At 63.0% G+C, this 23971-nt stretch carries 21 protein-coding genes and 1 pseudogene; 6 read left to right on the top strand and 16 right to left on the bottom strand.

Annotation, left to right across the window (positions count from 1 at the left end; translation table 11 throughout):
* Window positions 1-54: 54 nt before the first annotated feature.
* Window positions 55-1305 (bottom strand): Zn-dependent hydrolase, encoded by a 1251-nt coding sequence (locus FJW04_RS12950; protein ID WP_015317157.1) that lies wholly within the window; start codon window positions 1303-1305, stop codon window positions 55-57.
* Window positions 1306-1373: 68 nt separating this feature from the next.
* Complete coding sequence (locus FJW04_RS12945) at window positions 1374-2702, bottom strand: aspartate aminotransferase family protein (RefSeq protein WP_015317155.1); 1329 nt, start codon at window positions 2700-2702, stop codon at window positions 1374-1376.
* A gap of 242 nt (window positions 2703-2944) precedes the next feature.
* Here FJW04_RS12945 and FJW04_RS12940 point away from each other — a divergent pair, with 242 nt between their 5' ends.
* Window positions 2945-3580 carry a TetR family transcriptional regulator C-terminal domain-containing protein gene (locus FJW04_RS12940; RefSeq protein ID WP_140615558.1) on the top strand — a complete coding sequence of 212 codons (636 nt, stop codon included), beginning with the start codon at window positions 2945-2947 and terminating at the stop codon, window positions 3578-3580.
* A 250-nt stretch (window positions 3581-3830) separates the two neighbouring features.
* On the opposite strand, the gene FJW04_RS12935 is transcribed toward FJW04_RS12940, so the two are convergent.
* Entirely contained in the window at window positions 3831-4712 is an 882-nt protein-coding gene (locus FJW04_RS12935; RefSeq protein WP_140714527.1) for a helix-turn-helix transcriptional regulator, read from the bottom strand.
* A 103-nt stretch (window positions 4713-4815) separates the two neighbouring features.
* Between FJW04_RS12935 and FJW04_RS12930 the strand changes: the two genes are divergently transcribed.
* Both FJW04_RS12930 and FJW04_RS12925 read left to right on the top strand, forming a co-directional pair.
* Entirely contained in the window at window positions 4816-5655 is an 840-nt protein-coding gene (locus tag FJW04_RS12930; RefSeq protein WP_140714525.1) for an SDR family NAD(P)-dependent oxidoreductase, read from the top strand.
* A complete protein-coding gene (locus FJW04_RS12925) occupies window positions 5652-6374 on the top strand; it encodes an SDR family oxidoreductase (RefSeq protein ID WP_140714523.1) in 723 nt (240 codons plus the stop codon). Before FJW04_RS12930 ends, FJW04_RS12925 begins: the two co-directional genes overlap by 4 nt.
* 12 nt (window positions 6375-6386) lie before the next feature.
* Here the strand turns inward: FJW04_RS12925 and FJW04_RS12920 are convergent.
* The 7 genes and pseudogenes from FJW04_RS12920 to FJW04_RS12890 form a co-directional block, all read right to left on the bottom strand.
* A pseudogene (locus tag FJW04_RS12920) lies at window positions 6387-6762 on the bottom strand (DoxX family protein).
* Window positions 6763-6831: 69 nt separating this feature from the next.
* Window positions 6832-7290 carry a carboxymuconolactone decarboxylase family protein gene (locus FJW04_RS12915; protein ID WP_140714521.1) on the bottom strand — a complete coding sequence of 153 codons (459 nt, stop codon included), beginning with the start codon at window positions 7288-7290 and terminating at the stop codon, window positions 6832-6834.
* 33 nt (window positions 7291-7323) lie between these two features.
* Window positions 7324-7842 carry an Rrf2 family transcriptional regulator gene (locus FJW04_RS12910; RefSeq protein WP_015317148.1) on the bottom strand — a complete coding sequence of 173 codons (519 nt, stop codon included), beginning with the start codon at window positions 7840-7842 and terminating at the stop codon, window positions 7324-7326.
* 105 nt (window positions 7843-7947) lie between these two features.
* Window positions 7948-9261, bottom strand: a complete 1314-nt coding sequence (gene preA, locus FJW04_RS12905) for an NAD-dependent dihydropyrimidine dehydrogenase subunit PreA (RefSeq protein ID WP_140615544.1) — start codon at window positions 9259-9261, stop codon at window positions 7948-7950.
* A 12-nt stretch (window positions 9262-9273) separates the two neighbouring features.
* Complete coding sequence (locus FJW04_RS12900; RefSeq protein ID WP_140714519.1) at window positions 9274-10116, bottom strand: methyltransferase domain-containing protein; 843 nt, start codon at window positions 10114-10116, stop codon at window positions 9274-9276.
* Between the two features lie 5 nt (window positions 10117-10121).
* Window positions 10122-11477: an NAD(P)-dependent oxidoreductase gene (locus tag FJW04_RS12895; RefSeq protein WP_015317145.1), complete on the bottom strand. Its 1356-nt coding sequence runs from the start codon at window positions 11475-11477 to the stop codon at window positions 10122-10124.
* A gap of 121 nt (window positions 11478-11598) precedes the next feature.
* On the bottom strand, window positions 11599-12324 hold the full coding sequence (locus FJW04_RS12890; RefSeq protein WP_015317144.1) for a gamma-glutamylcyclotransferase: 726 nt from the start codon (window positions 12322-12324) through the stop codon (window positions 11599-11601).
* A gap of 178 nt (window positions 12325-12502) precedes the next feature.
* Here FJW04_RS12890 and FJW04_RS12885 point away from each other — a divergent pair, with 178 nt between their 5' ends.
* A complete protein-coding gene (locus FJW04_RS12885) occupies window positions 12503-13279 on the top strand; it encodes a VOC family protein (RefSeq protein WP_015317143.1) in 777 nt (258 codons plus the stop codon).
* A 42-nt stretch (window positions 13280-13321) separates the two neighbouring features.
* Here FJW04_RS12885 and FJW04_RS12880 read toward each other — a convergent pair whose 3' ends face one another.
* Window positions 13322-13810, bottom strand: coding sequence for a hypothetical protein (locus FJW04_RS12880; protein ID WP_140714517.1), 489 nt, complete (start codon window positions 13808-13810; stop codon window positions 13322-13324).
* A gap of 207 nt (window positions 13811-14017) precedes the next feature.
* On the opposite strand from FJW04_RS12880, the gene FJW04_RS12875 reads away from it, so the two are divergent.
* Window positions 14018-14413 (top strand): DoxX family protein, encoded by a 396-nt coding sequence (locus FJW04_RS12875; protein ID WP_140615534.1) that lies wholly within the window; start codon window positions 14018-14020, stop codon window positions 14411-14413.
* A gap of 18 nt (window positions 14414-14431) precedes the next feature.
* On the opposite strand, the gene FJW04_RS12870 is transcribed toward FJW04_RS12875, so the two are convergent.
* The gene (locus FJW04_RS12870) at window positions 14432-16873 is read right to left on the bottom strand and encodes an FAD-dependent oxidoreductase (protein WP_140714515.1); all 2442 of its coding nucleotides are present in this window, start codon (window positions 16871-16873) and stop codon (window positions 14432-14434) included.
* A gap of 65 nt (window positions 16874-16938) precedes the next feature.
* Complete coding sequence (locus FJW04_RS12865; protein ID WP_140714513.1) at window positions 16939-18477, bottom strand: trimethylamine methyltransferase family protein; 1539 nt, start codon at window positions 18475-18477, stop codon at window positions 16939-16941.
* Between the two features lie 216 nt (window positions 18478-18693).
* Between FJW04_RS12865 and FJW04_RS12860 the strand changes: the two genes are divergently transcribed.
* The gene (locus FJW04_RS12860; protein ID WP_015317138.1) at window positions 18694-19284 is read left to right on the top strand and encodes a transglycosylase SLT domain-containing protein; all 591 of its coding nucleotides are present in this window, start codon (window positions 18694-18696) and stop codon (window positions 19282-19284) included.
* A gap of 13 nt (window positions 19285-19297) precedes the next feature.
* Here the strand turns inward: FJW04_RS12860 and FJW04_RS12855 are convergent, their stop codons facing one another.
* From FJW04_RS12855 to FJW04_RS12845, 3 genes are read right to left on the bottom strand one after another with little or no spacing between them, the layout of a single operon-like run.
* Entirely contained in the window at window positions 19298-21619 is a 2322-nt protein-coding gene (locus FJW04_RS12855; RefSeq protein WP_140714511.1) for an ABC transporter ATP-binding protein, read from the bottom strand.
* Between the two features lie 50 nt (window positions 21620-21669).
* Window positions 21670-22827: an ABC transporter permease gene (locus tag FJW04_RS12850; protein ID WP_015317136.1), complete on the bottom strand. Its 1158-nt coding sequence runs from the start codon at window positions 22825-22827 to the stop codon at window positions 21670-21672.
* An 11-nt stretch (window positions 22828-22838) separates the two neighbouring features.
* The gene (locus tag FJW04_RS12845; protein WP_140714509.1) at window positions 22839-23873 is read right to left on the bottom strand and encodes an ABC transporter permease; all 1035 of its coding nucleotides are present in this window, start codon (window positions 23871-23873) and stop codon (window positions 22839-22841) included.
* Between the last annotated feature and the right edge of the window lie 98 nt (window positions 23874-23971).

The following is a 23971-nucleotide window of genomic DNA, read 5'->3' as shown; positions in this document are numbered from 1 at the left end:
TGTTCTTCTCTTCCCGCTTCTTGGTGAGCGGCGTTTGAAGGTAAATCTCTAAGTTCACTCAACGATAACGGCCGTCTCCACCACCGCATGGAACAGAACGTCGGCGCCGGCCGCTGCCCATTCCTTGGTGATCTCTTCCGCCTCATTGTGGCTTAACCCATCCACGCAAGGGCACATCACCATGGCGGTCGGCGCGACGCGGTTGATCCAGCAGGCGTCGTGGCCGGCACCCGAGACGATGTTGCGGTGCGTGTAGCCAAGCCGCTCGGCCGCATCGCGGATCGCCTTGACGCAGCCCTTGTCGAAAGTGACCGGATCGAAAGCGCCGACCTGCTCGATCTTGTACTGGATGTCGAGCGCGTCGCAGATCGTGTCGATGCCTTCGCGGATGCGGCCATCCATGGCGTCAAGCACTTCCTTTTCCGGCGAGCGTATGTCGATGGTGAAGACGGTGCGCCCGGCGATGATGTTGCGCGAGTTGGGATAGACCTCCATGTGGCCGACCGCGCCGACGGCGTCGGGCTGGTAGTCCATGGCGATCTCGTGGACCAATTCGATCACCCGCGCCATCCCGAGCCCGGCATTGCGGCGCTTGGGCATCGGCGTCGAGCCGGTATGCGCCTCCTTGCCGGCCAGCGTCACCTGCAGCCATTTCAGGCCCTGGCCATGGGTGACGACACCGATGTCGATGTCCTCGTCCTCGAGGATCGGCCCCTGTTCGATATGCAGTTCGAAGAAGGCGTGGATCTTGCGATCACCAACCTTCTCGGTGCCCTTCCAGCCGATGCGCTCCAGTTCCTCGCCGAATTTCTTGCCGTTCTTGTCCGTGTGCTCGTAGACATCGGCCTGGTCGAGCACGCCAGCGAACACACCGGACGCCATCATGGCCGGCGCGAAGCGCGCGCCCTCCTCGTTGGTCCAGTTGGTGACGACGATCGGATGTTTGGTCTTGATGTCGAGATCATTGAGCGAGCGCACGATCTCCAGGCCGCCAAGAACGCCGAGAACGCCGTCATATTTGCCGCCGGTCGGCTGCGTATCGAGATGGCTGCCGACATAGACCGGCGGCAGGCTGGGGTCGGTGCCTTCGCGGCGGGCAAACATGGTGCCCATCTCGTCGACGCCCATTTCGAGCCCCGCGGCATCGCACCAGCGCTTGAACAGGTGCCGTCCCTCGCCATCCTCGTCGGTCACGGTCTGGCGATTGTTGCCGCCGGCAATGCCGGGGCCGATCTTCGCCATCTCCATCAGCGAATCCCACAAACGGTCTGAATTGATTCGCAGATTCTCGCCGGGTGCGGCCATTCAAAACCTCATCAATTGCGGGGCGGCCACCCTCCCCTCGAGGGGGAGGGATATCGGCGCCCAGTTCTTCAATCGATCATCCTAAGCACTTCACGCACATGGTCGATCAGTTCGTTGATCTGGCCCTTGGTGATGATCAGCGGCGGCGACAGTGCGATGATGTCGCCGGTGGTGCGGATCAGCGCGCCGCGCTCGAACGCCTTGACGAACGCCGAGAAGGCCCGCTTTGTCGGACTGCCGGCGATCGGCGCCAGTTCGATCGCACCGATCAGGCCGATGTTCCTGATGTCGATGACATGCGGTTCGCCCTTCAGCGAATGCAGTGCATCTTCCCAGTAAGGCGCCAGTTCGTCGCCGCGCGTCAGCAGGCCCTCTTCCTTGTAGGTGTCGAGCGTGCCGAGTGCAGCCGCACAGGCGATCGGGTTGCCCGAATAGGTGTAGCCGTGGAAGAACTCGATCATGTGCTCGGGGCCGGTCATGAAGGCGTCGTGGATTTCCTTCTTCACGAACACCGCGCCCATCGGGATGACGCCGTTGGAGACGCCCTTCGCGGTGGTCATGATGTCGGGCGTGACGCCGAAATAGTCGGCCGCGAACGGCGCACCGAGACGGCCGAAACCGGTGATGACCTCGTCGAAGATCAACAGGATGCCGTGCTTGGTGCAGATTTCGCGCAGCTTCTCGAGATAGCCCTTCGGCGGCAGAATGACGCCCGTGGAACCCGCGACCGGCTCGACGATGACGGCGGCGATGGTCGAGGCGTCATGCAGGGCGACGATACGCTCAAGCTCGTTGGCGAGCTCCGCGCCATACTCCGGCACGCCTTTGGAGAAGGCGTTCTTCTCCGGCAGATGCGTGTGCGGCATGTGGTCGACGCCGCCCAGCAACGTGCCGAACATCTTGCGGTTGGTGACGATGCCGCCGACCGAGATGCCGCCGAAATTGACGCCGTGATAACCGCGCTCGCGGCCGATAAGGCGGGTGCGCGACCCCTCGCCCTTCACGCGATGATAGGCGATCGCCATCTTCAGCGCCGTTTCCACCGATTCCGAACCGGAATTGGTGAAGAAGACATGGTCCATGCCCTTGGGCGCGAGGTCGACCAGGCGGTTCGCGAGCTCGAACACGATCGGATGGCCCATCTGGAAGGCGGGTGCGTAATCCAGCTCGGCGGCCTGGTGCTGGATCGCCTCGGTGATCTTGGGACGGCAATGGCCGGCGTTGACGCACCACAGGCCGGCGGTGCCGTCCAATACCTTGCGGCCATCGCTGGTCGTGTAATGCATGTCCTTGGCGGACACGAACATGCGCGGCGCCTGCTTGAACTGCCGGTTTGCCGTGAACGGCATCCAGAATGCGCTGAGATCGTTCGGCGTGACTTTCAGCCGGTTGGACATGACCAAGACTTCCCCTTGTAACCTGTTTCGCTGCGTCCAACGCTTGGTCTTTGCCGCGCTTTCATGCTACGCAAATTTTGACCGATTGGACAAACGTTTAGCACCGCCATGTCGGCGGTCAATGGATTACTAGCGGAAATGCGGCTCCTGAAGTGCGTTCCACAGCCTGGGGAAAAACTGGTCCAGAGAATTGGTCCAGATGACCTTGAATGCGAGATTTGGCAATACGAGGGTCCGCAACGGTGACCGCGAGCACGCAAGCCCCTCGCCGCACCCGCATCCAGCAGGAAAAGCGCGAACTGATCCTGGAGGCCGCGCTCGAAGTGTTTTCCACCAACGGCTTCCGCGGTTCGACCATCGACCAGATCGCCGAAGCCGCCGGCATGTCGAAGCCGAACCTGCTCTACTATTTCCGCCGCAAGGAAGACATTCACGAGACATTGATGGAACGGCTGCTCGAAACCTGGCTGGCGCCGCTGCGGGAACTCGACGACATCGGCGATCCGATGACTGAACTCAGGAGTTACATCAGGCGCAAGCTGGAAATGGCGCGCGACTTTCCGCGCGAGAGCCGCCTGTTCGCCAACGAGATCCTGCAAGGCGCGCCGCGCATCATGCCGCTGCTGGCGGGCGAGTTGAAGACGCTGGTCGACGAGAAAGCCGCCGTCATCAAGGGCTGGATGCGCGCCGGCAAGATCGCCCGGACCGATCCCTGGCATCTGATCTTCTCGATCTGGGCGACGACGCAGCATTACGCCGATTTCGATGTCCAGGTCCGCGCCGTGCTGGGGCCAAACCGTGGCGGCGACGGCCGCTTCGAGGACGCTGCCCGCTTCCTGGAGCAATTGTTCCTCGATGGGCTGAAGCCGAAAGGGTAACAGGCGAAATCATGTCTAGATTGGCCGAAGCGCACATTGGCTTCGTCATTCTAGGGCGAAGCAAGGAGCGAAGCGACGCGGCGCAGACCCTAGAATCCATGCCGCGACACATGAGCGCCGCTACGGTCCAGAATTCTGCTCCGCTGCACTATACTGTCAAGGTAACGGCATGGATCCTCGGGTCTGCGCGTCCGCTTCGCTTCCGCTCCGCCCGTGGATGACGAAGTTGAGAGCGCGCCGGCAGATAACTTCACGCGCTGCGCCGTTCGGCCGGCATCGCCTCCAGCAATCTTTGAAGTTTGGAGATCGAGTTCTGCTCGGCGAGCGGCGTGTAGACGATCAGCCGCATATCGGAGCCGTCGTCGATCGACAGGCTCATATGCTCGAAGGCCATCAGGCCCACTGTGGGATGCCGGACATGCTTCACGCCAGTCAGCCTGCGCGCCACGTCGCGCCGGGGCCACCAGTCACTGAACTCGGGACTTGAACTCATCATCAGCGCGATCAGCCGTTCGAAATCCGGATCGCCGACATATTTGGCGCTTTCGGCACGAAACGACGCAAGCACCACGCGGGCAAGTTCTTCCCAGTCGACCAGCAGGCGGCGATGGTGCGGGTTGGTGAACACCATGTGGACGATGTTTCTGCTATCGCCCTCGAGCAAGCCATAGTCGCCGAACACCGCCACGGCCGCGTCGTTCCAGGCAAGAACGTCCCAACGGCGGCCGACGACATAGGCGGGCTGCAGCACCAGGCTTTGCAGCATGTGCAACAGCGTAGCGTCGACCTTTTCAGGCGCCGCCACACGACGCTCCGGCTGCTGGCGGCCGGCCAGGATGAACAGATGCCGCTTCTCGACAGCGTCGAGGCGCAAAGCCTCGCAGAGCGCCGCCAGCACTTCCACCGAGGGCCGCACGTCCCTGCCCTGCTCGAGCCAGGTGTACCAAGTGGTGCCGACACCGGCGATCATCGCCACTTCCTCCCGCCGCAGACCCGGCGTGCGCCGTCGCGGACCTGTCGCGATGCCGGTGGCCGATGGCGCCAGCCTTTCCCGGCGCGACCGCAGGAAGGCGCCGAGTTCGCGCCGGCGGCTCTCGTCGGCTGATCGGGTGGAGGCAACGGGAGCGTTCATACCGGCTATTATAGCAGTATTGATACCAGGATAAAGTTTGAACTGTTTGACATGGGCGAAGCGCCCCATCTTGCGTTCAGAGCAACAACAGGAGGCTCTGAACATGGAATTGAAAGACAAGACCATCCTCATCACCGGCTCGACCGACGGCGTCGGCCGCGTGCTGGCGCAAAGGCTGGGTGCCGCCGGCGCACGGGTGCTGGTGCATGGCCGCGATTCCACACGCGGCGACGCCACTATCGCCGCCATCGAAGCGGCCGGCGGCAAGGCCGAATTTTTCGCGGCCGATCTCGCTTCGCTGGCGGAGGTACGACGCCTCGCCGAAGCCGTTCGCGCCAGCACGAGCCGCCTCGACATCCTCATCAACAACGCCGGCGTCGGCACCGCTGGCGACAAACGACAGACAAGCGCCGATGGCCACGAGTTGCGCTTTGCCGTCAATTATCTCGCCGGCTTCCTGCTGACTTCGGAGCTTCTGCCGCTGCTGAAGGCGAGCGCGCCGGCACGCATCGTCAACGTCGCGTCCGCCGGCCAGCAGGCGATCGATTTCGACGACGTCATGCTGACCCGCGGCTACAGCGGCGTGCGCGCCTATTGCCAGAGCAAGCTGGCGCAGATCCTGTTCACCGTCGATCTGGCGGGGCAGTTGGAAGGCAGCGGCGTCACCGTCAACGCGCTGCATCCGGCGAGCTACATGAACACCACCATGGTCCGCCAGGCGGGCGTCACGCCATGGAGTTCGGTCGAGACCGGCGCCGAGGCTATCTTGAATCTCGCCACCTCGCCCGCGCTGGAAGGGCGCAGCGGCCTCTATTTCGACGGCCTGCGCGAATCCCGCGCCGACGCCCAGGCTTACGATGCCAAGGCAAGACAACAATTGCGAAGCCTGAGCCTCGACCTCGTCGGGCTGGCTTTCCCTGAAACGAAGGAACAGCATTCATGACCAGCAACATCGAACACACGGTGATCATCGGCGGCTCATCCGGCATCGGCCTGGCGACGGCGCGCAAACTGCTCGGCCCGGGCATGAAGGTCACGATCACCGGGCGCAACCAGGACAGGCTCATCAGCGCCTGGAAAAGCCTTGGCGGAGCGGCCGACAAGGCGGCCTTCGACGCTTCGGAACCGGATGAAGTCCGCCAATTTTTCGAGCGCCTCGGCTCGTTCGACCACCTCGTTCTGGCGGCGAGCGGCGGCAAGGGCCTCGGTCCGTTCGAAACCCTCGACCTCACCGATATCGCCGGGGGCGTCGACGAGAAAGTGCGGCCTCAACTCTCCTGCCTGCAGGCCGCCTTGCCGACGCTGAACAAATCAGGGTCGGTCACCTTCATCTCGGCGGTATCGGCCCAGCTCGCCACGCCGGGCGTCGCCGGCATCGGCGCCATCAATGGCATGCTCCTGACCGTGGCGCCGATCCTGGCCATCGAGCTGAAGCCGCTGCGCGTCAACGTCGTGGCGCCGGGTGTCATCGACACGCCATGGTGGGACTTTTTGCCCGCAGAGCAGCGGCAGGCGGTCTTTGCCGACTATGCGGGGAAAACGCCGGTCGGCCGCATCGGCCGCGCCGAGGACGTCGCCTCGGCGATAGCCTTCCTCGTCTCCAACGGCTTCATGACCGGCCAGGTGCTGACCTGCGACGGCGGCCTACGGTTCGCGGCGTAAAACGTTGAAGAGTTAAAGCGACTGCGCGATCAGCGACAAAAACCTCCGCTCAGTGCGACATTGCCGACGAAGCCATTGATGCGGGATGCACGCTCCGGACCTGATGATCCCAGAAATTGTGGAACATCGGCGTCGCCACGATCAGGAACAGCACCAGCACCACGCAGGCAATCGCGGTCCAGAGGCCGACCATCACCAGCACTCCCGCGATGATCTGCGCGACAATGCCAGCCCACAACGCCAGCCGGGCCTGGGGCACGCCACGCGCGGCCACCAACCTGGTCAGGAAATCCGCGTTCTGGATGTTGCGCAGGCCGGCGAAGACAAAGGCACCGCCGAGCAGCAGGCGACCGAGAAACAGCAAGGTCGAAGGCAAATCGACAGGCATTGAACTCCCCCTTTGAAACAGTAGGGGCGCCGCCTTTCCCCGGCTGCGCCCCAACAGATGTCCGGACTGTCAGGCCGCCTTGGCGGCCGGCATCGGATGGATGGCGTGGAACGGAATGCAAAGTCGGTTCCATGTGTTGATCATGCCGATCGCGACGGAGAGCTTGACCAACTCTTCTTCCGAGAAATGCTCCAGCGTGCGCGCATAGAGTTCGTCCGGCACGCCGTTGTTGGCGACCAGCGTCACCGCCTCGGTCCAGGCCAGTCCGGCGCGTTCGCGCTCGGAGAACAGCGGCGATTCCTTCCAGGCGGCGACGAGATAGAGCCGCTGCTCGGTCTCGCCGTCGCGCCTGGCTTCGCGGCTGTGCATCTCCACGCAGAAGGAACAGCCATTGATCTGCGAGGCCCTGAGCTTGACCAGGTGCAGCAGGCTCACCTCCAGTCCACATTCGTCGACCGCCTTGTTGAGTGCCGACACGGCCTTCATGATCTCGGGCGCCTTGGCGAAGAACTGCAGCCTCTGTTTCATCGTCTTTCCTTTCACATCCTTGGGGAGGTTAATTTAGGCTTGGTTGGTTGAACTGGGTTTCTGCCGCCGTTGATGGCGCTCGACAAAGGCGCAGCTCGCGGCAAACGATCTGGGGTCGCCTTCCGCAGCGTAATCCGCCACGATGTCGGACAACTTCACCTCGGCGAGCGCTGCCCGGTAGGCGCGCTCCGCCTTGAGCATCGCGGCATTGATGCCGCAAGGTTTCACATAGGCGGAGGCATCGATCTTGACCGGACCGTTGCGGCGGATCTCGCCGCAGCGAAAAGCCGGCTCGCGCCCTTCGATGGCCAGCACGATGTCGAGCAGCGTGATGCGTTCGGCAGCCCGCGCCAGCCGGTAGCCGCCGGCGGGACCCGGCACCGATTCCAGAATGCCGGACGCCGTCAGCATGTTGAGGTGCTTCAGCAAATAGCTCGGCGACAGGCCGAAGGATTCCGCCAGCGCCGCGCCCGGCATGGTACTGTTGCCGTCGACGCTCGCCAGTGTCGCCGCGCAGTGGATGGCCGCCTCAACGCCCTCGCCCAGCTTCATAATGCTAGTCTCCAATTCGTAGATACATCATATCCTGGATAAAATTTATCTGCAATAAGAAAATGAAAAGGCGACGCCCGGAGACGCCGCTTTTGAAAGGTTGCCCTACTCCGCCGCCACCTTGGCCATCGGGTTGTTCGGGTGCGTGGTCCAGTTGGCATAGACCGGCGACACAGGTCTGCCGGTGCGCTGGTCCAACGCGCCGGCCGCAAGCGGCTCCATGGTGATGCAATTGTCCACCGGGCAGACATTGACGCACAGATTGCAGCCGACGCATTCGGCCTCGATCACCTCGAAATGCCTGACGCCGTTGACCATGCTGGTGATCGCCTGGTGCGAGGTGTCCTCGCAGGCGATGTGGCAGCGGCCGCATTTGATGCAGGCATCCTGGTCGATATGCGCCTTGGCGACATAGTTGAGGTTGAGATACTGCCAGTCGGTGACGTTGGGCGTGGCGCGGCCGATAATGTCGTCGAGCGAGCGGTGGCCCTTCTCGTCCATCCAGTTTTCGAGGCCGGCGATCATCTCCTGCACGATCTTGAAGCCGTAGGTCATCGCCGCCGTGCAGACCTGCACATTGCCGGCGCCTAGCGCCATGAATTCGGCGGCGTCCCGCCACGTGGTGATGCCGCCAATGCCGGAGATCGGCAGGCCGCGGGTTTCGGGATCGCGGGCGATCTCGGCCACCATGTTCATGGCGATCGGCTTCACCGCCGGGCCGCAATAGCCGCCATGCGAACCCTTGCCATCGATGGTCGGCATCGGCGCGAAACTGTCGAGGTCGACGCCGGTGATCGAATTGATGGTGTTGATCAGCGACACCGCGTCAGTGCCGCCGGCATGCGCTGCCCGCGCCGGCTTGCGGATATCGGCGATGTTGGGCGTCAGCTTGGTGATGACGGGCATGCGCGTATATTGCTTGCACCAGCGCACCACCATTTCGATATATTCCGGCACCTGGCCGACGGCCGCGCCCATGCCGCGTTCCGACATGCCGTGCGGACAACCGAAATTGAGCTCGATGCCGTCGGCGCCGGTCTCCTCGACCAGCGGCAGGATCGATTTCCAGCTCTCCTCGACGCAGGGCACCATGATGGAGGCGATCAGCGCACGGTCGGGCCAATCCATCTTGACCTGCTTCATCTCGCGCAGATTGGTCTGCAAATCGCGGTCGGTGATCAGTTCGATGTTGTTGAGGCCGAGCAGGCGCCGGTCGGCGCCCCAGATCGCGCCGTAGCGCGGGCCGTTGACGTTGACCACCGGCGGCCCCTCTTCGCCCAGCGTCTTCCAGACGACACCGCCCCAACCCGCCTTGAAAGCGCGGATGACGTTGTAGGCCTTGTCGGTCGGCGGCGCCGAGGCCAGCCAGAACGGATTGGGCGATTTGATGCCGACGAAATTATTTCTGATGTCAGCCATGACAGGTCCCTTTCAACCGAGACGAAGGAGCATTTCCACGGGTGCAAGAATGCCGCCTTCAAGCGCGGCGGTGAGATTGGCGATCTTGGTGCGGGCATCCTCGCCCATGATCAGGCCGACGCCGGGCGGCGGCTTTTTGCCCTCGGCCTGCGCGGCGGCCATGCGGGCACGCATGGTGGCGAAGAATTCGATGGCGAAAGCGCCGCGCGGGCGCTCGGCGATTACTGAAAAGCCGCAGACGGTGGCGGCGGCTCGATAATCAGCAGGCGTGGCGACGAACGACATGGTCGCGTCGGAGGCCCATGGCAGCGGATAGGTCAGTGCTCCATCCTTGAGCCGCATCACGTCATAGACGGCAAAGACACCGCCGGGCTTCAGCACGCGGGCGGCCTCGCTCATCAGCTTGGCCTTGTCGGGAAGGTTCATGCCGACATGCAGGATCATTGCCGCATCGAAGCTGGCCTTGGCGAACGGCATGTCCAGCGCGCTGCCTTGCACGAAGCGCGTCTTGCCGGCCATTCCCACCCGTTTCGACAGGCTGGTCGCGATATCGACATAGCTTTGGGTCAGGTCGATGCCGGTGACATCGGCGCCGGCATTGTTCGCGGCAAAACGGGCCGGGCCGCCGATGCCTGAACCGATGTCGAGAAGCCGGGCTCCAGGCTTCAGCCCCATCTGGTCGATGAGTTCCCTGGTGGCGGCCACGCCGCCAATGTGGAATTCGTCGACCGCTGCGAGATCGTCAGCGCTCAGATGGTCAATTTCCACGCCGGTGTCGGCAAGCGCGGCAAGAATCCGCTCCTCCAGGCCTGAAATCTCGTAGTGACGGGCAATGCCCGGTTCCACCGTGGCCATGGTCCTTATCCCTGGGTCAGGCTCCTGTGGATGCTTTCCGCCGCGTCGCGGCCTTGCGCCACAGCCGAAACGGTCAGGTCGTCGCCACCAAAAATGCAGTCGCCGCCGGCCCAGACCTTGGCCAGCGATGTGCGCCCTTCCGCGTCGACCTTGATACGGCCGGCTTCGAGATCGATCGACGCCCCGCTGCCGTTGAGTGCAGCCGGCACGAAACTCTGGCCGATGGCCTTGAACACCTGGTCGGCAACCAGCGTCAGCGTCTCGCCGGTGCCGGCAAGCCGGTCGCCGTCGAGTGCCGTGTATTCGAGTTCGATGGCACTGACCTTGCCGCCTTCGGCAATCACCCGCTTCGGCTGCAGCCAGTGACGGATGGTGACGCCATTGGCGGCGGCCAGGTCCTGTTCGAATTCGGAGGCGTTCATATGCTCCTGGCCGCGCCGGTAGCAGATCGTCACCTCCTCGGCGCCAAGCAGCTTCGACTGCACGGCGGCGTCGATCGCCGTCATGCCGCCGCCGATGACGACGACGCGGCGGCCGACCGGCAATCCGGAGAGGTCGCTGGCCTGGCGCAGTTCGGCAATGAATTCGACCGCGTTGGTGACGCCGGCGGCATCCTCGCCATCGGCGCGCAGCGCGTTGACACCGCCAAGCCCCATGCCAAGGAAAACGGCGTCGTAATTGCGGATCAGGTCGGAGAGCTGGTAATCGCGGCCGAGCGCCTTGCCATTCTGGATGTCGATGCCGCCGATCGCGGTGACATAGTCGACCTCGGCCTGGGCAAAGTTGTCGACGCTCTTATATGCGGCGATGCCATATTCGTTGAGGCCGCCCGCCTTCGGGCGCGCCTCCAGGATGGTCACGTCATGGCCATGGCGGGCGAGCCGGTGCGCCGCGGCAAGACCAGCCGGGCCGGCGCCGACGACGGCTACGGTTTTTCCTGTCGGCTCGGCGCGCGGATAAAATTGCCTGCTCTCGCTCATCGCGACATCGGTGGCGTAGCGCTGCAGACGACCGATCTGGACCGGCTTGCCTTCCGCAACCTCGCGCACGCAAACCTCCTCGCACAGCGTCTCGGTGGGGCAGACGCGGGCGCACATGCCGCCCAAAATGTTCTGGTCGAAGATGGTCTTGGCCGAGCCGATCGGGTTACCGGTCGAGATCTGGCGGATGAACAGCGGAATGTCGATCGAGGTCGGGCATGCGTTCATGCACGGCGCGTCGTAGCAGAAATAGCAGCGGTCGGATTCGACCAGCGCCTCGTGATGATCGAGCGGGGGATGCAGGTCGGAAAAATTATCCGCGTATTGGTCGGGCAGAAGCCGGCCGCCGACAATACCCTCTTTGAACTGGCCTTCTGGCATTCTCAGTTCCCCATGTTTTCGTTTTGGGGAAGGCTAGCACGTTTTATTTTTTTATCAATTGGTCAATTTTTGGCACAAACCGTTGAAAAGACTGGAAGAAAACATGATAGTGGTATTCATGTTATGATGACGGTGACACTGGGATAAGGCCGCCACCCCTGCCATTGCCATGGATAGACCTGATTTCGTCGGCGACCAATTGCTGCAGGCGCCACAGATTGCGGTCGCGAATGCCGAATTCCTCGAGGTGGCTGACGGTGTTGTAGAGATATTCGGCGCCCGATCCGACATGGCCACAGGCCCGCGCCAGCACCCGCGCCACCCGGTCCAGCGGCTGCCCGAGCGAAGTGCCCCTGCCCGTCACCCCGACCCAGAAACCCAGCGCCCGAAGATGCCCTTGCGCCGTACGCACCGAGACCCACCTGACCGAAGCGACGCTCTCATGATCGTCGATCTCGCGCCGCAACAGCCTTTCGATCTGAGCAGTCTTCTCCCCTTCCGGCAAACGGTAGATCACACCATCGCACCGCCCGCCGCGTTCGAGGGCCATCATCAGCCCAGGCTGCGCGACGCTGCCGCGCCAGCGAACCATGTCGATGCAGAACGAGCGGTGCCAGCCATGGGCGGTGGCACGCTGGCGTTCGACGGACTCGAAAGCCGGCTTCCAGATCAGCGAGCCATAGGCGAACACCCATAGCGGCCCCGCATCTGCTTCATCGGCGAGCCGCGCGGAAAGGACCCGGAAATCCTCGTCGCTCAGTTGCGTCCAGCCGCCGCTGGGCCCGGGATCGGCCTCGTCGCGATGGCACAGTGCGACAAGCTCGGCTGTAAGTGACATCTGCCGCATGGAACGACGACCTCCTCCTCGAGGCCAAGCAAAGGCGAAAATCGCAAGACACGCAAGATTGCCAAGAGGGTGCGCCTTGCCGTTCCCGATTTCCAGCCCAGATGTCGGATTTCCGTCGTCAAGATCGTCCTAGGATGGATCGAACGACGATCGGCGCACAAAGGTGAGGAGACCGACCATGCCACAATCCCCGATGCCCTTCTTCTGGTACGAACTGATGACATCAGACCTCGACGCCGCCGAGGCTTTCTACCCCGCCGTGGTGGGCTGGAAGGCCGAGCCCTTCGATAAGGCTCCAGGCATGCCGCGCTATGTCGTCATGAATGCCGGCGAGCGTGGCGTCGGCGGCCTGATGACGATGCCTCAGGATGCCGCCAAGATGGGCATGCCGCCCGCCTGGCTGGGCTACATCCACGCCAGGGATGTCGACGCGGCAACAGCGTCGCTGGAAAAGGCGGGGGGCGCCGTTCACCGCCAGCCCGACGACATTCCAGGCGTCGGCCGCTTTGCCGTCGTGGCCGATCCGCAAGGCGCGACCTTCATGCTCCTGCAGCCGAACGGCCCCGACCAGCCCGTCGTGCCGGCCAGCACGCCGGGCCATATCGGCTGGCATGAGCTTTATACGAGCGACTGGAAGGCCGCGTTTGACTTCTATTCCAGCCAGTTCGGCTGGGCCAATGCCGGCGAATTCGACATGGGGCCGATGGGCACTTACCAGACCTTTACCGCCGGCCCCGAATCCGGCGGTGGCATCATGAACAAGCCCGAGCAGATTCCGGTGCCGGTCTGGCAGTTCTATTTTAACGTCACCGGCATCGACGCGGCCGCAAAACGCGTCACCGACAATGGCGGCAAGATCCTGATGGGACCGATGGAGGTCCCCGGAGGCAGCTGGGTCGTGCAATGCCAGGATCCGCAAGGCGCGCACTTCGCTTTGATGGCGCCGGTGCGATAAGCGCCCGCGTCAACCGCTGATATCACGCTTGCTGGCGTCGACTTATTCCGGTGCCAGCACCGCGACCTTGAGGGTCTCTTTCTTGGCACCGCTGAACTGGACGGTGGCTTGGCCGGCCGCGAGCTTGAAGCGCACGCTTTTGCGGATGCCGGGACACGTCTTGACGCCGCTATAGCCGGACGATTTCACGGCTTTGCCGTCCTGGATAACATCGACCCAGGCCTCGCCCGACAGGCTGATCTGGATGGTCCCCTCCGGCGGCACCGCCACACTGGCGACAGCGCCGAATGTGCCTTCCGCAGGTGCGCGTTCGGGCGGCACCGCAAAGCCGGCCTTCTCGGCCGGCACCAGCGCCAGATCCGCGGCCGCCCCTACTGCCAGTATCGCTCCGGACGGCGTTGAGGGTGCCGTTGCAAACAGCGCCTGTTCGCGCGTCACCGGCCATCTGAAGGCCTCGCAGCCGGCGTCCTCGGCCATGGCTAAACTGGTACTCACAAGGATTGCGAACAGGCTGATGGCGACTTTTTTCATGGCAAGGGGACCCACATGTGAAGAGCATCCAAATCGACGCCTACAACCAATACAACCAAACAGGCAAAAATGCAACCTTTACGAGAACAATATGAAAGGCGGGGAACATTTCCAATCACCAATTGTTGATGGCTGGCCATGAGATGTGAATGGTCCACTGCCGGGCAATAACCTATGGCCGGTCCGAGAAGCCAAACGGAGTTTTGGATGAAGCTTTTCGATGGCCTTGCCAGATACCAGCCGCAGGCGCTTGGCGTTCTGCGCATCATGACCGCGCTGCAGTTCATCGAGCACGGCACGCAGAAACTGTTCAATTTCCCCGCCAGCGACCACGTAGCCAGCGCGTTGAGCGGACTGCCGCTAGCAGCCGGCATCCTCGAATTCGTCGGTGGCATTCTGCTGGCGCTGGGCCTTTTCACCCGCCCGGTCGCATTCCTTCTGGCCGGCGAAATGGCGATCGCCTATTTCATGGCTCACATGCCGCGCGACTTCTTCCCCGTCAACAACAGCGGCGATTCGGCGATCTCGTTCTGCTTCATCTTCCTCTATCTGGTCTTTGCCGGCGCCGGCGCCTTCGCGCTGGACAACCGCCGTAGCGCGTGAACCCCATGCGGGGGTGGTTCACCCCCGCATCCGTTCGAAATTCGCATCGAACAGCGGCGCCGCCTGGATTCGCGCCGCATGCCGTTTGCCGAGCAACTCGATTTCGAAGCCGTCGCTCTCCTCTGCGATCTCCTTCGGCACATAGCCGACAGCGACCGACTTCTTCGAATGATGGGCATAGCCGCCCGACGTCACCCAGCCGCGCACCGCGCCACCGAACCAGATCGGTTCGTCGCCGATGACATCGGCATCGTCGGCATCGACGATGAAGGCGCGCAGCCGCAACTTGCCGCCCTGTTTGCGCTCGGCCAGAGCCGCCGCCTTGCCGATGAAATCTGCGTCCTTGCCGTAGGCGACGAAACGATCGATGCCGGCTTCCAGCGGCCCATAGATCGGCCGGTATTCGCGCCCCCATGAGCCGTAGTTCTTCTCCAGCCGCAGCGCGTTGAGCGCGCGCGAGCCGAACAGACCGATGCCGAATTCCGCCCCCGCCGCCATCAGCGCCTGATAGGCGGCACGCTGATATTCCGGCGCCACCCAGATCTCGTAGCCGAGATCGCCGGTGTAGCTGACGCGGCCGACCAGGCACGGCGCCATGCCGACATCCATCTTGCCGACGGCCATGAAGGGAAATGCCGCGTTCGAGATGTCGGAGCGCGTGGCTTTCGCCAGCACGTCCCTGGCCTTGGGGCCGGCAATCGACAGGCCGGTAAGCTTTTGTCCCAGCGCTTCGATATGGACCGAGCCATCGTCGGGCAGATGCTGCTCGAACCAGCGCATGTGATATTGCTCGGCAATGCCGGAGCCGGCCAGGAACCAGCCCGCTTCTTCCCGACCTTGGGGGCTGAGATTGGCCAGCGTGAAATCGCCGATCAGCCTGCCGTCGTCCTTCAGCATCGGGGCGAGCGTCATCCGGCCGGGCTTCGGCAGCTTGCAGGCGAGCATCCGGTCGAGCCAGGCCGCGGCCCCCTCGCCCGTCACCTTGTATTTGGCGAAGCTCGATATCTCCGACAAGCCGACGCCTGCGCGAACCGTCGCGACTTCGGCGGCGACATGGCTGAAGTCGCTCGAGCGCCGCCATGAGAACTCGTCCTTGACGCCTTCCGGCGCGTACCAGAGCGGCACTTCCAGCCCGTAGGCGACGCCCCACTGCGCACCCTTGGCCGACAACAGGTCATAGACGGGCGTCGTCTTTAGCGGCCGCCCGGCCGGCAGTTCCTCGTTGGGGAAGCGGATCGAAAAACGCCGGGAATAGTTTTCGCGCACCTTGGCGTTGGTGTAGGCCATCGTCGCCCAGTCGCCGTAGCGCGCAACATCCATCGCCCAGATATCGGCGCCGGGATCGCCCTCGATCATCCAGTTGGATAGCGCCAGACCAACGCCACCGCCCTGGCTGAAGCCGGCCATGACGCCGCAGGCGACCCAGAAGCCCGGCAGGCCGCGCACCGGCCCGACCAGCGGGTTGCCGTCGGGCGCGAAAGTGAAGGGCCCATTGATGATCTGCTTGATGCCGGTGTTCTGGAAAGCCGGGAAATGCCGGAAACCGACCTCGAGCGACGGCGCGATGCGGTCGATATCCGGCGCCAGCAATTCATGGCCGAAATTCCACGGCGTCTGGTATTCTGACCATGGTCTGTTGGCTTTCTCATAGGTGCCCATCAGCATGCCGCCGCGTTCCTGGCGCAGATAGAGTTCGCCGTCGAAATCGACCGCATGGATGATTTCGGTGCCGGTTTTCTGGTTCCAGGCGGCAACCTCCGGCATGTCCTCGGTGATCAGGTACATGTGCTCCATCGCCAGTACTGGCAGTTCGAGCCCAACCATGCGGCCGACCTCGCGCGCCCACAGGCCGCCGGCATTGACGACATGCTCGGCCACCACCTCGCCCTTGTTGGTGATGACGCGCCACAGCCCGTCGGGACGGCGCACGATATCCTCGACCTTGGTGAAGCGCTCCACCTCGGCGCCGAGTTTTCGTGCCGCCTTGGCATAGGCGTGGGTGACACCGGAGGGATCGAGGTGGCCGTCCTCCTTGTTGCGGACGGCGCCGACGAACTGCTTGGGATCGAGCAGCGGCATCAGTTCGGCCGCCTCTTTCGGGGAGATTTCCTCCAGCTCGATGCCGAGATAACGGCCCTTGGCGACCACCCCGCGCAGCCAGTCGAGCCGCGCCTCGGTGGCCGCCAGAAGCACGCCGCCGGTCAGGTGGACGCCGGTTGCCTGGCCCGACAGCTCCTCGATCTCCTTGTAGAGGTTGATGGTGTATTTCTGCAGCTTGGCGACGTTGGGATCGCCATTGATCGTGTGCATGCCGCCGGCCGCGTGCCAGGTCGAGCCCGAGGTCAGCTCGTCGCGCTCCAGCAGCACGACGTCGGTCCAGCCATGACGGGCGAGATGGAACAGCACCGAACATCCGACGACGCCACCGCCGATGACCACGACCTTTGCATGCGATTTCATGGTTCTTCTCTGATATCAGTTAGTTGGATGGGTGGGATGATTCAAAACGGGACGTTCGTGGCGCATCACGGCTCGCCCTGTCCGATCGCTTCCTTGCGCTTGGCCACGTAGGCCTCGAGCGCTTCGCGTACGGCGATGTCCATCACCGGCTCGACATAATCCTCCAGCGCCTTCTTCCACAGCCGCGTCGCGCGCGCGGTCGCGTCGAGGCCGCCGGCCTCCTGCCAGGCTTCGTAATTCTGCCAGTTGGAGAGCATCGGCTGGTAGAAGGCGGTGGCGTAGCGCTCCAGCGTGTGCGGCTCGCCGAAGAAATGGCCGCCGGTCGGCACCGCGCCCAGCGCCTCGACGGCAAGTTCGGCCTCATCGACCACGATCGGGCGCAAAAACTCCATCATGTGCTGGATCATCTCGACGTCGATGATGAATTTCTCGAACGAAGCCGTCAGCCCGCCCTCCTGCCAGCCGGCGGCGTGGTAGACGAGATTGCCATGGCCAAGCACCGCGCCCCACAACGCCATCAGCGTCTCATAGGCGCCTTGCGCGTCGGCGGCGTTGGAAGCCGAACCGGGCGTCGTCCGGTATGGCAGGCCATAGCGGCGCGCCAATTGACCCGAAGCAATGTTGGCCTTGGTGTTTTCAGGCGTGCCGAAGGCCGGCGCGCCCGACTTCATGTCGACATTGGAGGTGAAGGCGCCGTACATCACGGGCGCGCCTGGCCGCACCAGCTGCGTCAGCACCACGCCGAACAGCGCCTCGGCATTCTGCTGCGCCAGCGCCCCGGCCAGCGTCACTGGGCTCATCGCCCCCATCAGCGTGAACGGTGTCACCGCCACCGACTGCCCGTACTCGGCCATGGTCATCAGCCCCTCGGCCATCATCTCGTCGAAGCGACGCGGCGAGTTGACAGAGATGATGGTGGCAATGCCGGGATCATCAGCCATCTGATCCAGCGTCATCCCACGCGCGATCGCCATCATCTCGATGCCGTCCAGCGCCCTGCCCCGGCCGATCGCCGAGACATGAAAACTCTTGTCGGTCAGCGTCAGATTGGTGAAGTACGTATCGAGATGGCGTGAGTTGGCCGGCAGTTCGACCGGTGCGCAGACCTGGTTGCCAAGCATGTGGACGCAGTTGAAATGCTGCGCCAGCCTGGTCAGATCAGCATAGTCGCGCAGATTGCCGGCACGGCGGCCCCGCTCCATGTCATGCACATTGGGAGGACCCGCAACCAGCGTGAAATTGATGGTGTTGCCGCCGAGATGGATTGTGTTGGCCGGATTGCGTGGGGTCAGCGTATAGCCGGACCGCGTCGTCTTCAGCGCCTCGTCGATCATGCCGCGATCGACGCGCACATTGGCCGAAGCGTGATCGACCTTGGCGCCGGCCTTCTCGAACAGCGACAGCGCACGCGGGCTCATCACCTCGATGCCGAAATTCTCCAATATGTGCATCGACGCCTGATGGATCGCCTCGATCTGGTCTGGTGACAGCAAGGCCATCGGCGGATAGGGATTGATCACCCGCCTGGGCCGCAGCTGTGCGATGGGCGCTGGCCCCCGGTTGCTGGTACGCTCGGCGCCGCGCTTGCGTCTTGGTTCGGTCATGCCGGCATCAAAGCTTCGGTAAACCGCGCAAGCTGTCAGAAATGCGCCGTTTACGGGCGTGATTTTAGCCAAGGCGGCATATGCTCAGCACGACTTTATAAAAGGCGACAATTGGCGTCGGAATACAGCTATGGCATTTTCTCACCTGACCGTGCCGACGAGGCGTTAACAGCGGCAGCAAGATTCCCTTTATGATTTCGGCCTATTGCTCATCCAATGCGTAGGTCGAGTTTTAGTAAAATTGTAGCGGTTGGCGTGCTGCTGGCACTTTCGGCCTGCGCGACGGCACCCAGTCACATCAACAATGTCTGCGCCGTCTTCGACCAGAACGATGGCTGGTTCGACAATTGGCAGTCGGGTGCCGAGCGCGCTTCACAGAAATACGGCGTGCCGGTGCCGGTGCTGATGGCAACGGTGCGCAAGGAATCCGGCTTCAAGAGCAACGCCCGGCCGCCGCGCACCAAACTGCTCGGCTTCATTCCGTGGAAACATGTCTCCTCGGCCACCGGCTTCTCGCAGGCGCTGGACGGCACCTGGTCGCAATATCAGCGCGAAACCGGCAACTGGGCGGCGCGGCGCACGAGATTCGCCGACGCCGTCGACTTCGTCGGCTGGTATCATTCCAAGACAGCCGACACATACGGCGTCGCGCGCAACGACACCTACAACCTCTACCTCGCCTATTACCTGGGCTGGACCGCCTATGGCCGCGGCAATCGTGGCGATGCGGGCGTCCAGGGCTACGCACGGGCCACCGACAAGATGGCCCGCGACTATGCTGTTCAGCTGCAGCAATGCGGGAGCTGATGTCCTGTCCGCGCTAGTGCGGCTTTGTCGTGTCCTTCGGTTTTGAATCACCGGTTTCCGACACCTCGTCGCGGACTTCGTGGCGACGGGCCCGCGAAACGGCGTCCGCCTCCTCGGCGGCCTCCCCGATCGCGTCGGCCTCAGCACCCGCTACCTTGCCATGTGGCCGCTTCGGCGGTTCGCCGGCAAAGCCCGGACCTTCGCCATGCGGCGCGTCGTCAGGCACGCCTTCATGGGCAGCATGTCCCCTGTCGAACTTGATCACCGGCTCCATGGTCTTGAGCACGTCGTCGGAGAGCCAGCACAGGCTCATATGGCCATCGCCGAGATTCTTGACCGGCGGCACCTTGGTCTCGCACAGATTGTCAGGCACCAGCTTCTTGTAGCCACAACGTGTCTGGAACGGACAGCCGGACGGCGGGTTCATCGCCGAGGGGATGTCACCTTCCAGCACGATGTGCTTCTTGACCACGCTGGTGTCTGCAATCGGGATCGCCGAGAGCAGCGCCTCGGTATAGGGATGATAGGGCGGCGCGAAGATCTGGTCTGTCGTGCCTTGCTCGACGATATAGCCGAGATACATGACGACGACGCGGTCGGCGATGTAGCGCACGACCGAGAGATCGTGGCTGATGAACAGCATCGTCGTCTTGTTCTTGCGCTGGATATCCATCAGCAGTTCCGTCACCGCCGCCTGCACCGAGACATCGAGCGCCGAAACCGGCTCGTCGGCCACCACCACCTTGGCGTCGCCGGCGAAGGCTCGCGCCACGCCGATACGCTGCTTCTGGCCGCCGGAAAGCTGGCGCGGCTTGCGGGTTTCGAACGCCCGCGGCAGTTTCACCAGGTCGAGCAGTTCCAGCATGCGCTTGCGCCGGTCGGCAACGGTCTTGCCGACATTGAATTTTTCCAGCGTCCGGATGATCTGCGACCCGACCGAATGACTGGGGTTGAGCGTGTCGAACGGGTTCTGGAACACCATCTGGATCGACGACACGGTGTCGACGCTGCGCTTCTCGATGCCGGTCGACTGGATTTCCTTGTTGCCGAGCGTGACGCTGCCGGAGCTGGCGGTTTCCAGCCCGAGCAATACCTTGGCAAGCGTCGACTTTCCGCAGCCGGATTCGCCGACGATGGCCACGGTCTCGGATTCGCGTGCCATGAACGAGATCGTCTCGTTGGCCTTGACGACGCGGCCTTCGCTCGAGCCGAACACCTCGCTGCCGCCGACCTTGTAGTATTTCCGCAGGTCCTCGATCTTGAGTACTGGCGCACCGGGCACGACGCGCTCATTCACCTTCTTGGCGCCGGGCGGCAATGCCTCCCAATCGATCTCGTTGAAGCGCACGCAGCGCGAGAAATGGCCCTCGTGTCCGGCGACTTCGATCATCGGGATTTCGGCGGCGTTGCAGACGCCCTCGACGAAATGGTGGCAGCGCGGGCCGAAATTGCAGCCTTTGGGCCGTTCGTGCGGCAGTGGCAATTGCCCCGGGATCGAGATCAGCGGCCGCGAGTTCTTGTCGGCGCCAGGCAGCGGGATCGAACGGAACAGCCCCTGCGTATAGGGGTGGCGCATCCGGTCGAAGACGTCCTTGATCTTGCCGGTCTCGACTGCCTCGCCCGAATACATCACCGTGATGCGGTCGCAGGTTTCCAGGATGAGGCCGAGATTGTGCGACACGAAGATCATCGAGGTGCCGAACTTCTCGCCCAACCCCTTGACCAGATCGACAATGCCCGCTTCCACGGTTACGTCGAGCGCCGTCGTCGGCTCGTCGAGCAGAAGCAGCGCCGGCTTCGACAGCAGCGCCATGGCGATAACGATGCGCTGCTGCTGGCCGCCGGAAAGCTGGTGCGGATAGGAGCGCATCATGCGCTCGGGATCGGGAAGCTTGACCGAGCGCACCATTTCGAGCGCCCTGGAGTAGGCCTCTTTCGTCGACACCTTGTCGTGGATCAACGGCACTTCCATCAGCTGCTGGCCGATCTTCATCGCCGGATTGAGGCTGGCCATCGGCTCCTGGTAGATCATGGCGATCTTATTGCCGCGGATGGCGCGCAGCTCCTCGTCGGAGAGCTCGCCCATGTCCTTGCCCTGGAACTTGATCTTGCCGCCGACGATCTTTCCGATGTTGGAGAGGTCGCGCATGATGCCGAGCGACACGGTCGACTTGCCGCAACCGGATTCGCCGACGATGCCCATCGCCTCGCCCGGCATGACCGTGCAGGAAAAGTCCATGACGGCCGGTATCTCGCCCTTGCGGGTGAAGAAGGAGATCGAAAGGTTCTCGATCTCGATGATCGGCTGTGCCGGATTTCGAACTGCCTCGTTCATGGGTCGCTCCAATCCTTATTCTTGGCCAAGCGGGATCTGAGACCCCGCCGTCAATCCTTCATCGATTGCTCACGCAGTGAGTCGGCGAGCAGGTTGAGACCCAGCACGAACGACATCAACGCGATCGTCGGCGGCAGCGCCGGGTGAATAAAGGACCGCAGCAATCGGCTGGCATCCTTGATCGCCGTACCCCAGTCCGGGCTCTCGGGCGCGAGGCCCAGGCCGAAGTAACCCAGCGTGCCGAGCAGTATGGTGGTGTAGCCGATGCGCAGGCAGGCATCGACAATCAGCGGCCCGCGCGCATTGGGCAGGATCTCCCACAGCATGATGTACCAAGGCGATTCACCGCGCGTCTGCGCTGCCGCCACATAGTCGCGCGTCTTGATGTCCATCACCAGGCCGCGCACGATGCGGAACACGCCCGGGCTGGAGGCGAACACCACCGCCACGAAGATATTGAGCTGGTTGGGATCGATGTGGACGATGTGCAGCGGATCCCTGTCGAAGACAAGGCCGAGGTAGATCCAGCCGCCGATGATCAGTGTCAGGCCGAGCAGGATATAAATCCGGTCGGGCCGGTTCTTGTAGCGTGTCCAGAACAGCACGCTGAAGAAAATGATCGGAAACAGGAAGAAGACGCCGGCCAGCGCATAGGGGATCGGCGTGTCCATGATGCCCGGCGTCACCAGCAGGTAGAACAGGAGGATCACCGGGAAGGCCAGCACGAGGTTGGCCAGGAACGACAGGATGGAATCGATCTTGCCGCCGTAGTAGCCGGCCGGCAGGCCAAGCGTGATGCCGACCATCAGCGCGAAACCGGTCGCGGCGGGTGCGATGATCAACACGATCTGGCTGCCATAGACCATGCGCGAGAACACGTCGCGGGCGAGCTTGTCGCCGCCGAAGAGGTAGACGAGCCCCGATTGCGGTTCGATGGCGCCCGGCAGCGTGTCCTTCATGATCGGGATCTGGCCGAGCGGATCGAAAGGCGAGATGGTCGAGGCGAAAATCGCCGTGAACAGCCAGAACAGGCAGATGAACACGCCCGCTATGCCGACGCCGCTGTCGAACAACTGGCCGTAGAGCGCCAGCTTCTTCTTGTAGAGAAAGCTCGCACCCATGACGATGGCGAGCGCGGCCCAGACCGGCCAGAAGCGCCAGAGCACTTCGAGGATGATGGTGGAGGCGCCGATATATTGAGCTTGCATGCGCCTTCTCCCTACTGAACGCGGATGCGCGGATTGAGGAATGCGTAGCCGACGTCGGAAATGAGCTGGGTGATCAGCACGATGAACACCGAGACCAGCGAACAGCCGAGCAGAAGATCGATGTCGTTGTTGCCGGCGGCCTCGACCAGCGTGTAGCCGAAGCCCTGGTAGCGGAACATCACCTCGACGATGACGACGCCGGTGAGCAGCCAGGGGAACTGCAGCATGATGACGGTGAACGGTGCGATCAAGGCGTTGCGCAGCGCGTGCTTGACCACGACGCTTTTGAAGGAAAGCCCCTTCAGGCGTGCCGTGCGGATATATTGCTGCGTCATCACCTCGACCATCGAGGCGCGCGTCATGCGTGCGATATAGCCGATGCCGTAGATCGCCAGCGTGATCACCGGCAGGGTGAAATTGTAAAAGGTGATGCCCTGGCTCGCGGACGCGGCCGACCCGTTCAGCCAGCCGAGCCACGAAGCGAAGATGACGGTGAAGATGACACCCGACACATATTCAGGCGTCGCCGTCGAGGCGATCGAGGCGATCGACAGCACGCGATCGGTGCGCGACCCCTCCCGCATGCCGGCAAGGATGCCAACCAGCAGCGACACCGGCACCATTACGCCCAGCACGCAGAGCATCAGAATGCCGGTAGCGCCCAGCGCAGGGAACAGCTTGGCCGCGACCGTGGTCTTGAACTTGGTCGAGCAGCCGAAATCACCCTCGATCACGCCGGAGAATGTCGGCACGGCCGGGTCATTGCAGAAGGAGAAGCGCTGCGCGGTCTTTCCGGTCGCCGGATCCGTGATCGGCTGCTTGGGCACGACGCCGAGCCACTGGCCATAGCGAACGAAGAAATTCTGGCGATAGCCGTGATTGACCAGCCAGCTTTCGAGTTGCTCCGCCGATGTGTGCATTTCGGTCTGGCTGATCGCCAGCTTTTTCAGATTGGGTTCGAGATTGACGAGGAAGAAGACGACCAGCGTCAGGCACAGCATCGTGAGCAGTATCGTGCCGATGCGTCTGATGATGAATGAGAACATTGTGCCCCCCTGCCGGCCGGGTTGGGGTCAGATATGGTCAACCCTGTGACGAAAACCTTGTAGCGTCCCGCCGCCGCTGCATCCAATGCAACGGCGAC

Source organism: Mesorhizobium sp. B2-7-3, from assembly GCF_006440715.1.
Classification (GTDB): Bacteria; Pseudomonadota; Alphaproteobacteria; order Rhizobiales; family Rhizobiaceae; genus Mesorhizobium; species Mesorhizobium australicum.
The sequence above is the reverse complement of the archived record's forward strand: the minus strand, read 5'-3'. Positions and strand labels throughout refer to the sequence as shown.

Bases quoted from the DNA above. Each gene is read 5' to 3' on its own strand.
- FJW04_RS12950 (WP_015317157.1), bottom strand. From the start codon at position 1,305: ATGGCCGCACCCGGCGAGAATCTGCGAATCAATTCAGACCGTTTGTGG.
- FJW04_RS12945 (WP_015317155.1), bottom strand. From the start codon at position 2,702: ATGTCCAACCGGCTGAAAGTCACGCCGAACGATCTCAGCGCATTCTGG.
- FJW04_RS12935 (WP_140714527.1), bottom strand. From the start codon at position 4,712: ATGAACGCTCCCGTTGCCTCCACCCGATCAGCCGACGAGAGCCGCCGG.
- FJW04_RS12930 (WP_140714525.1), top strand. From the start codon at position 4,816: ATGGAATTGAAAGACAAGACCATCCTCATCACCGGCTCGACCGACGGC.
- FJW04_RS12925 (WP_140714523.1), top strand. From the start codon at position 5,652: ATGACCAGCAACATCGAACACACGGTGATCATCGGCGGCTCATCCGGC.
- FJW04_RS12915 (WP_140714521.1), bottom strand. From the start codon at position 7,290: ATGAAACAGAGGCTGCAGTTCTTCGCCAAGGCGCCCGAGATCATGAAG.
- FJW04_RS12910 (WP_015317148.1), bottom strand. From the start codon at position 7,842: ATGAAGCTGGGCGAGGGCGTTGAGGCGGCCATCCACTGCGCGGCGACA.
- preA (WP_140615544.1), bottom strand. From the start codon at position 9,261: ATGGCTGACATCAGAAATAATTTCGTCGGCATCAAATCGCCCAATCCG.
- FJW04_RS12900 (WP_140714519.1), bottom strand. From the start codon at position 10,116: ATGGCCACGGTGGAACCGGGCATTGCCCGTCACTACGAGATTTCAGGC.
- FJW04_RS12895 (WP_015317145.1), bottom strand. From the start codon at position 11,477: ATGCCAGAAGGCCAGTTCAAAGAGGGTATTGTCGGCGGCCGGCTTCTG.
- FJW04_RS12890 (WP_015317144.1), bottom strand. From the start codon at position 12,324: ATGCGGCAGATGTCACTTACAGCCGAGCTTGTCGCACTGTGCCATCGC.
- FJW04_RS12885 (WP_015317143.1), top strand. From the start codon at position 12,503: ATGCCACAATCCCCGATGCCCTTCTTCTGGTACGAACTGATGACATCA.
- FJW04_RS12880 (WP_140714517.1), bottom strand. From the start codon at position 13,810: ATGAAAAAAGTCGCCATCAGCCTGTTCGCAATCCTTGTGAGTACCAGT.
- FJW04_RS12875 (WP_140615534.1), top strand. From the start codon at position 14,018: ATGAAGCTTTTCGATGGCCTTGCCAGATACCAGCCGCAGGCGCTTGGC.
- FJW04_RS12870 (WP_140714515.1), bottom strand. From the start codon at position 16,873: ATGAAATCGCATGCAAAGGTCGTGGTCATCGGCGGTGGCGTCGTCGGA.
- FJW04_RS12865 (WP_140714513.1), bottom strand. From the start codon at position 18,477: ATGACCGAACCAAGACGCAAGCGCGGCGCCGAGCGTACCAGCAACCGG.
- FJW04_RS12860 (WP_015317138.1), top strand. From the start codon at position 18,694: ATGCGTAGGTCGAGTTTTAGTAAAATTGTAGCGGTTGGCGTGCTGCTG.
- FJW04_RS12855 (WP_140714511.1), bottom strand. From the start codon at position 21,619: ATGAACGAGGCAGTTCGAAATCCGGCACAGCCGATCATCGAGATCGAG.
- FJW04_RS12850 (WP_015317136.1), bottom strand. From the start codon at position 22,827: ATGCAAGCTCAATATATCGGCGCCTCCACCATCATCCTCGAAGTGCTC.
- FJW04_RS12845 (WP_140714509.1), bottom strand. From the start codon at position 23,873: ATGTTCTCATTCATCATCAGACGCATCGGCACGATACTGCTCACGATG.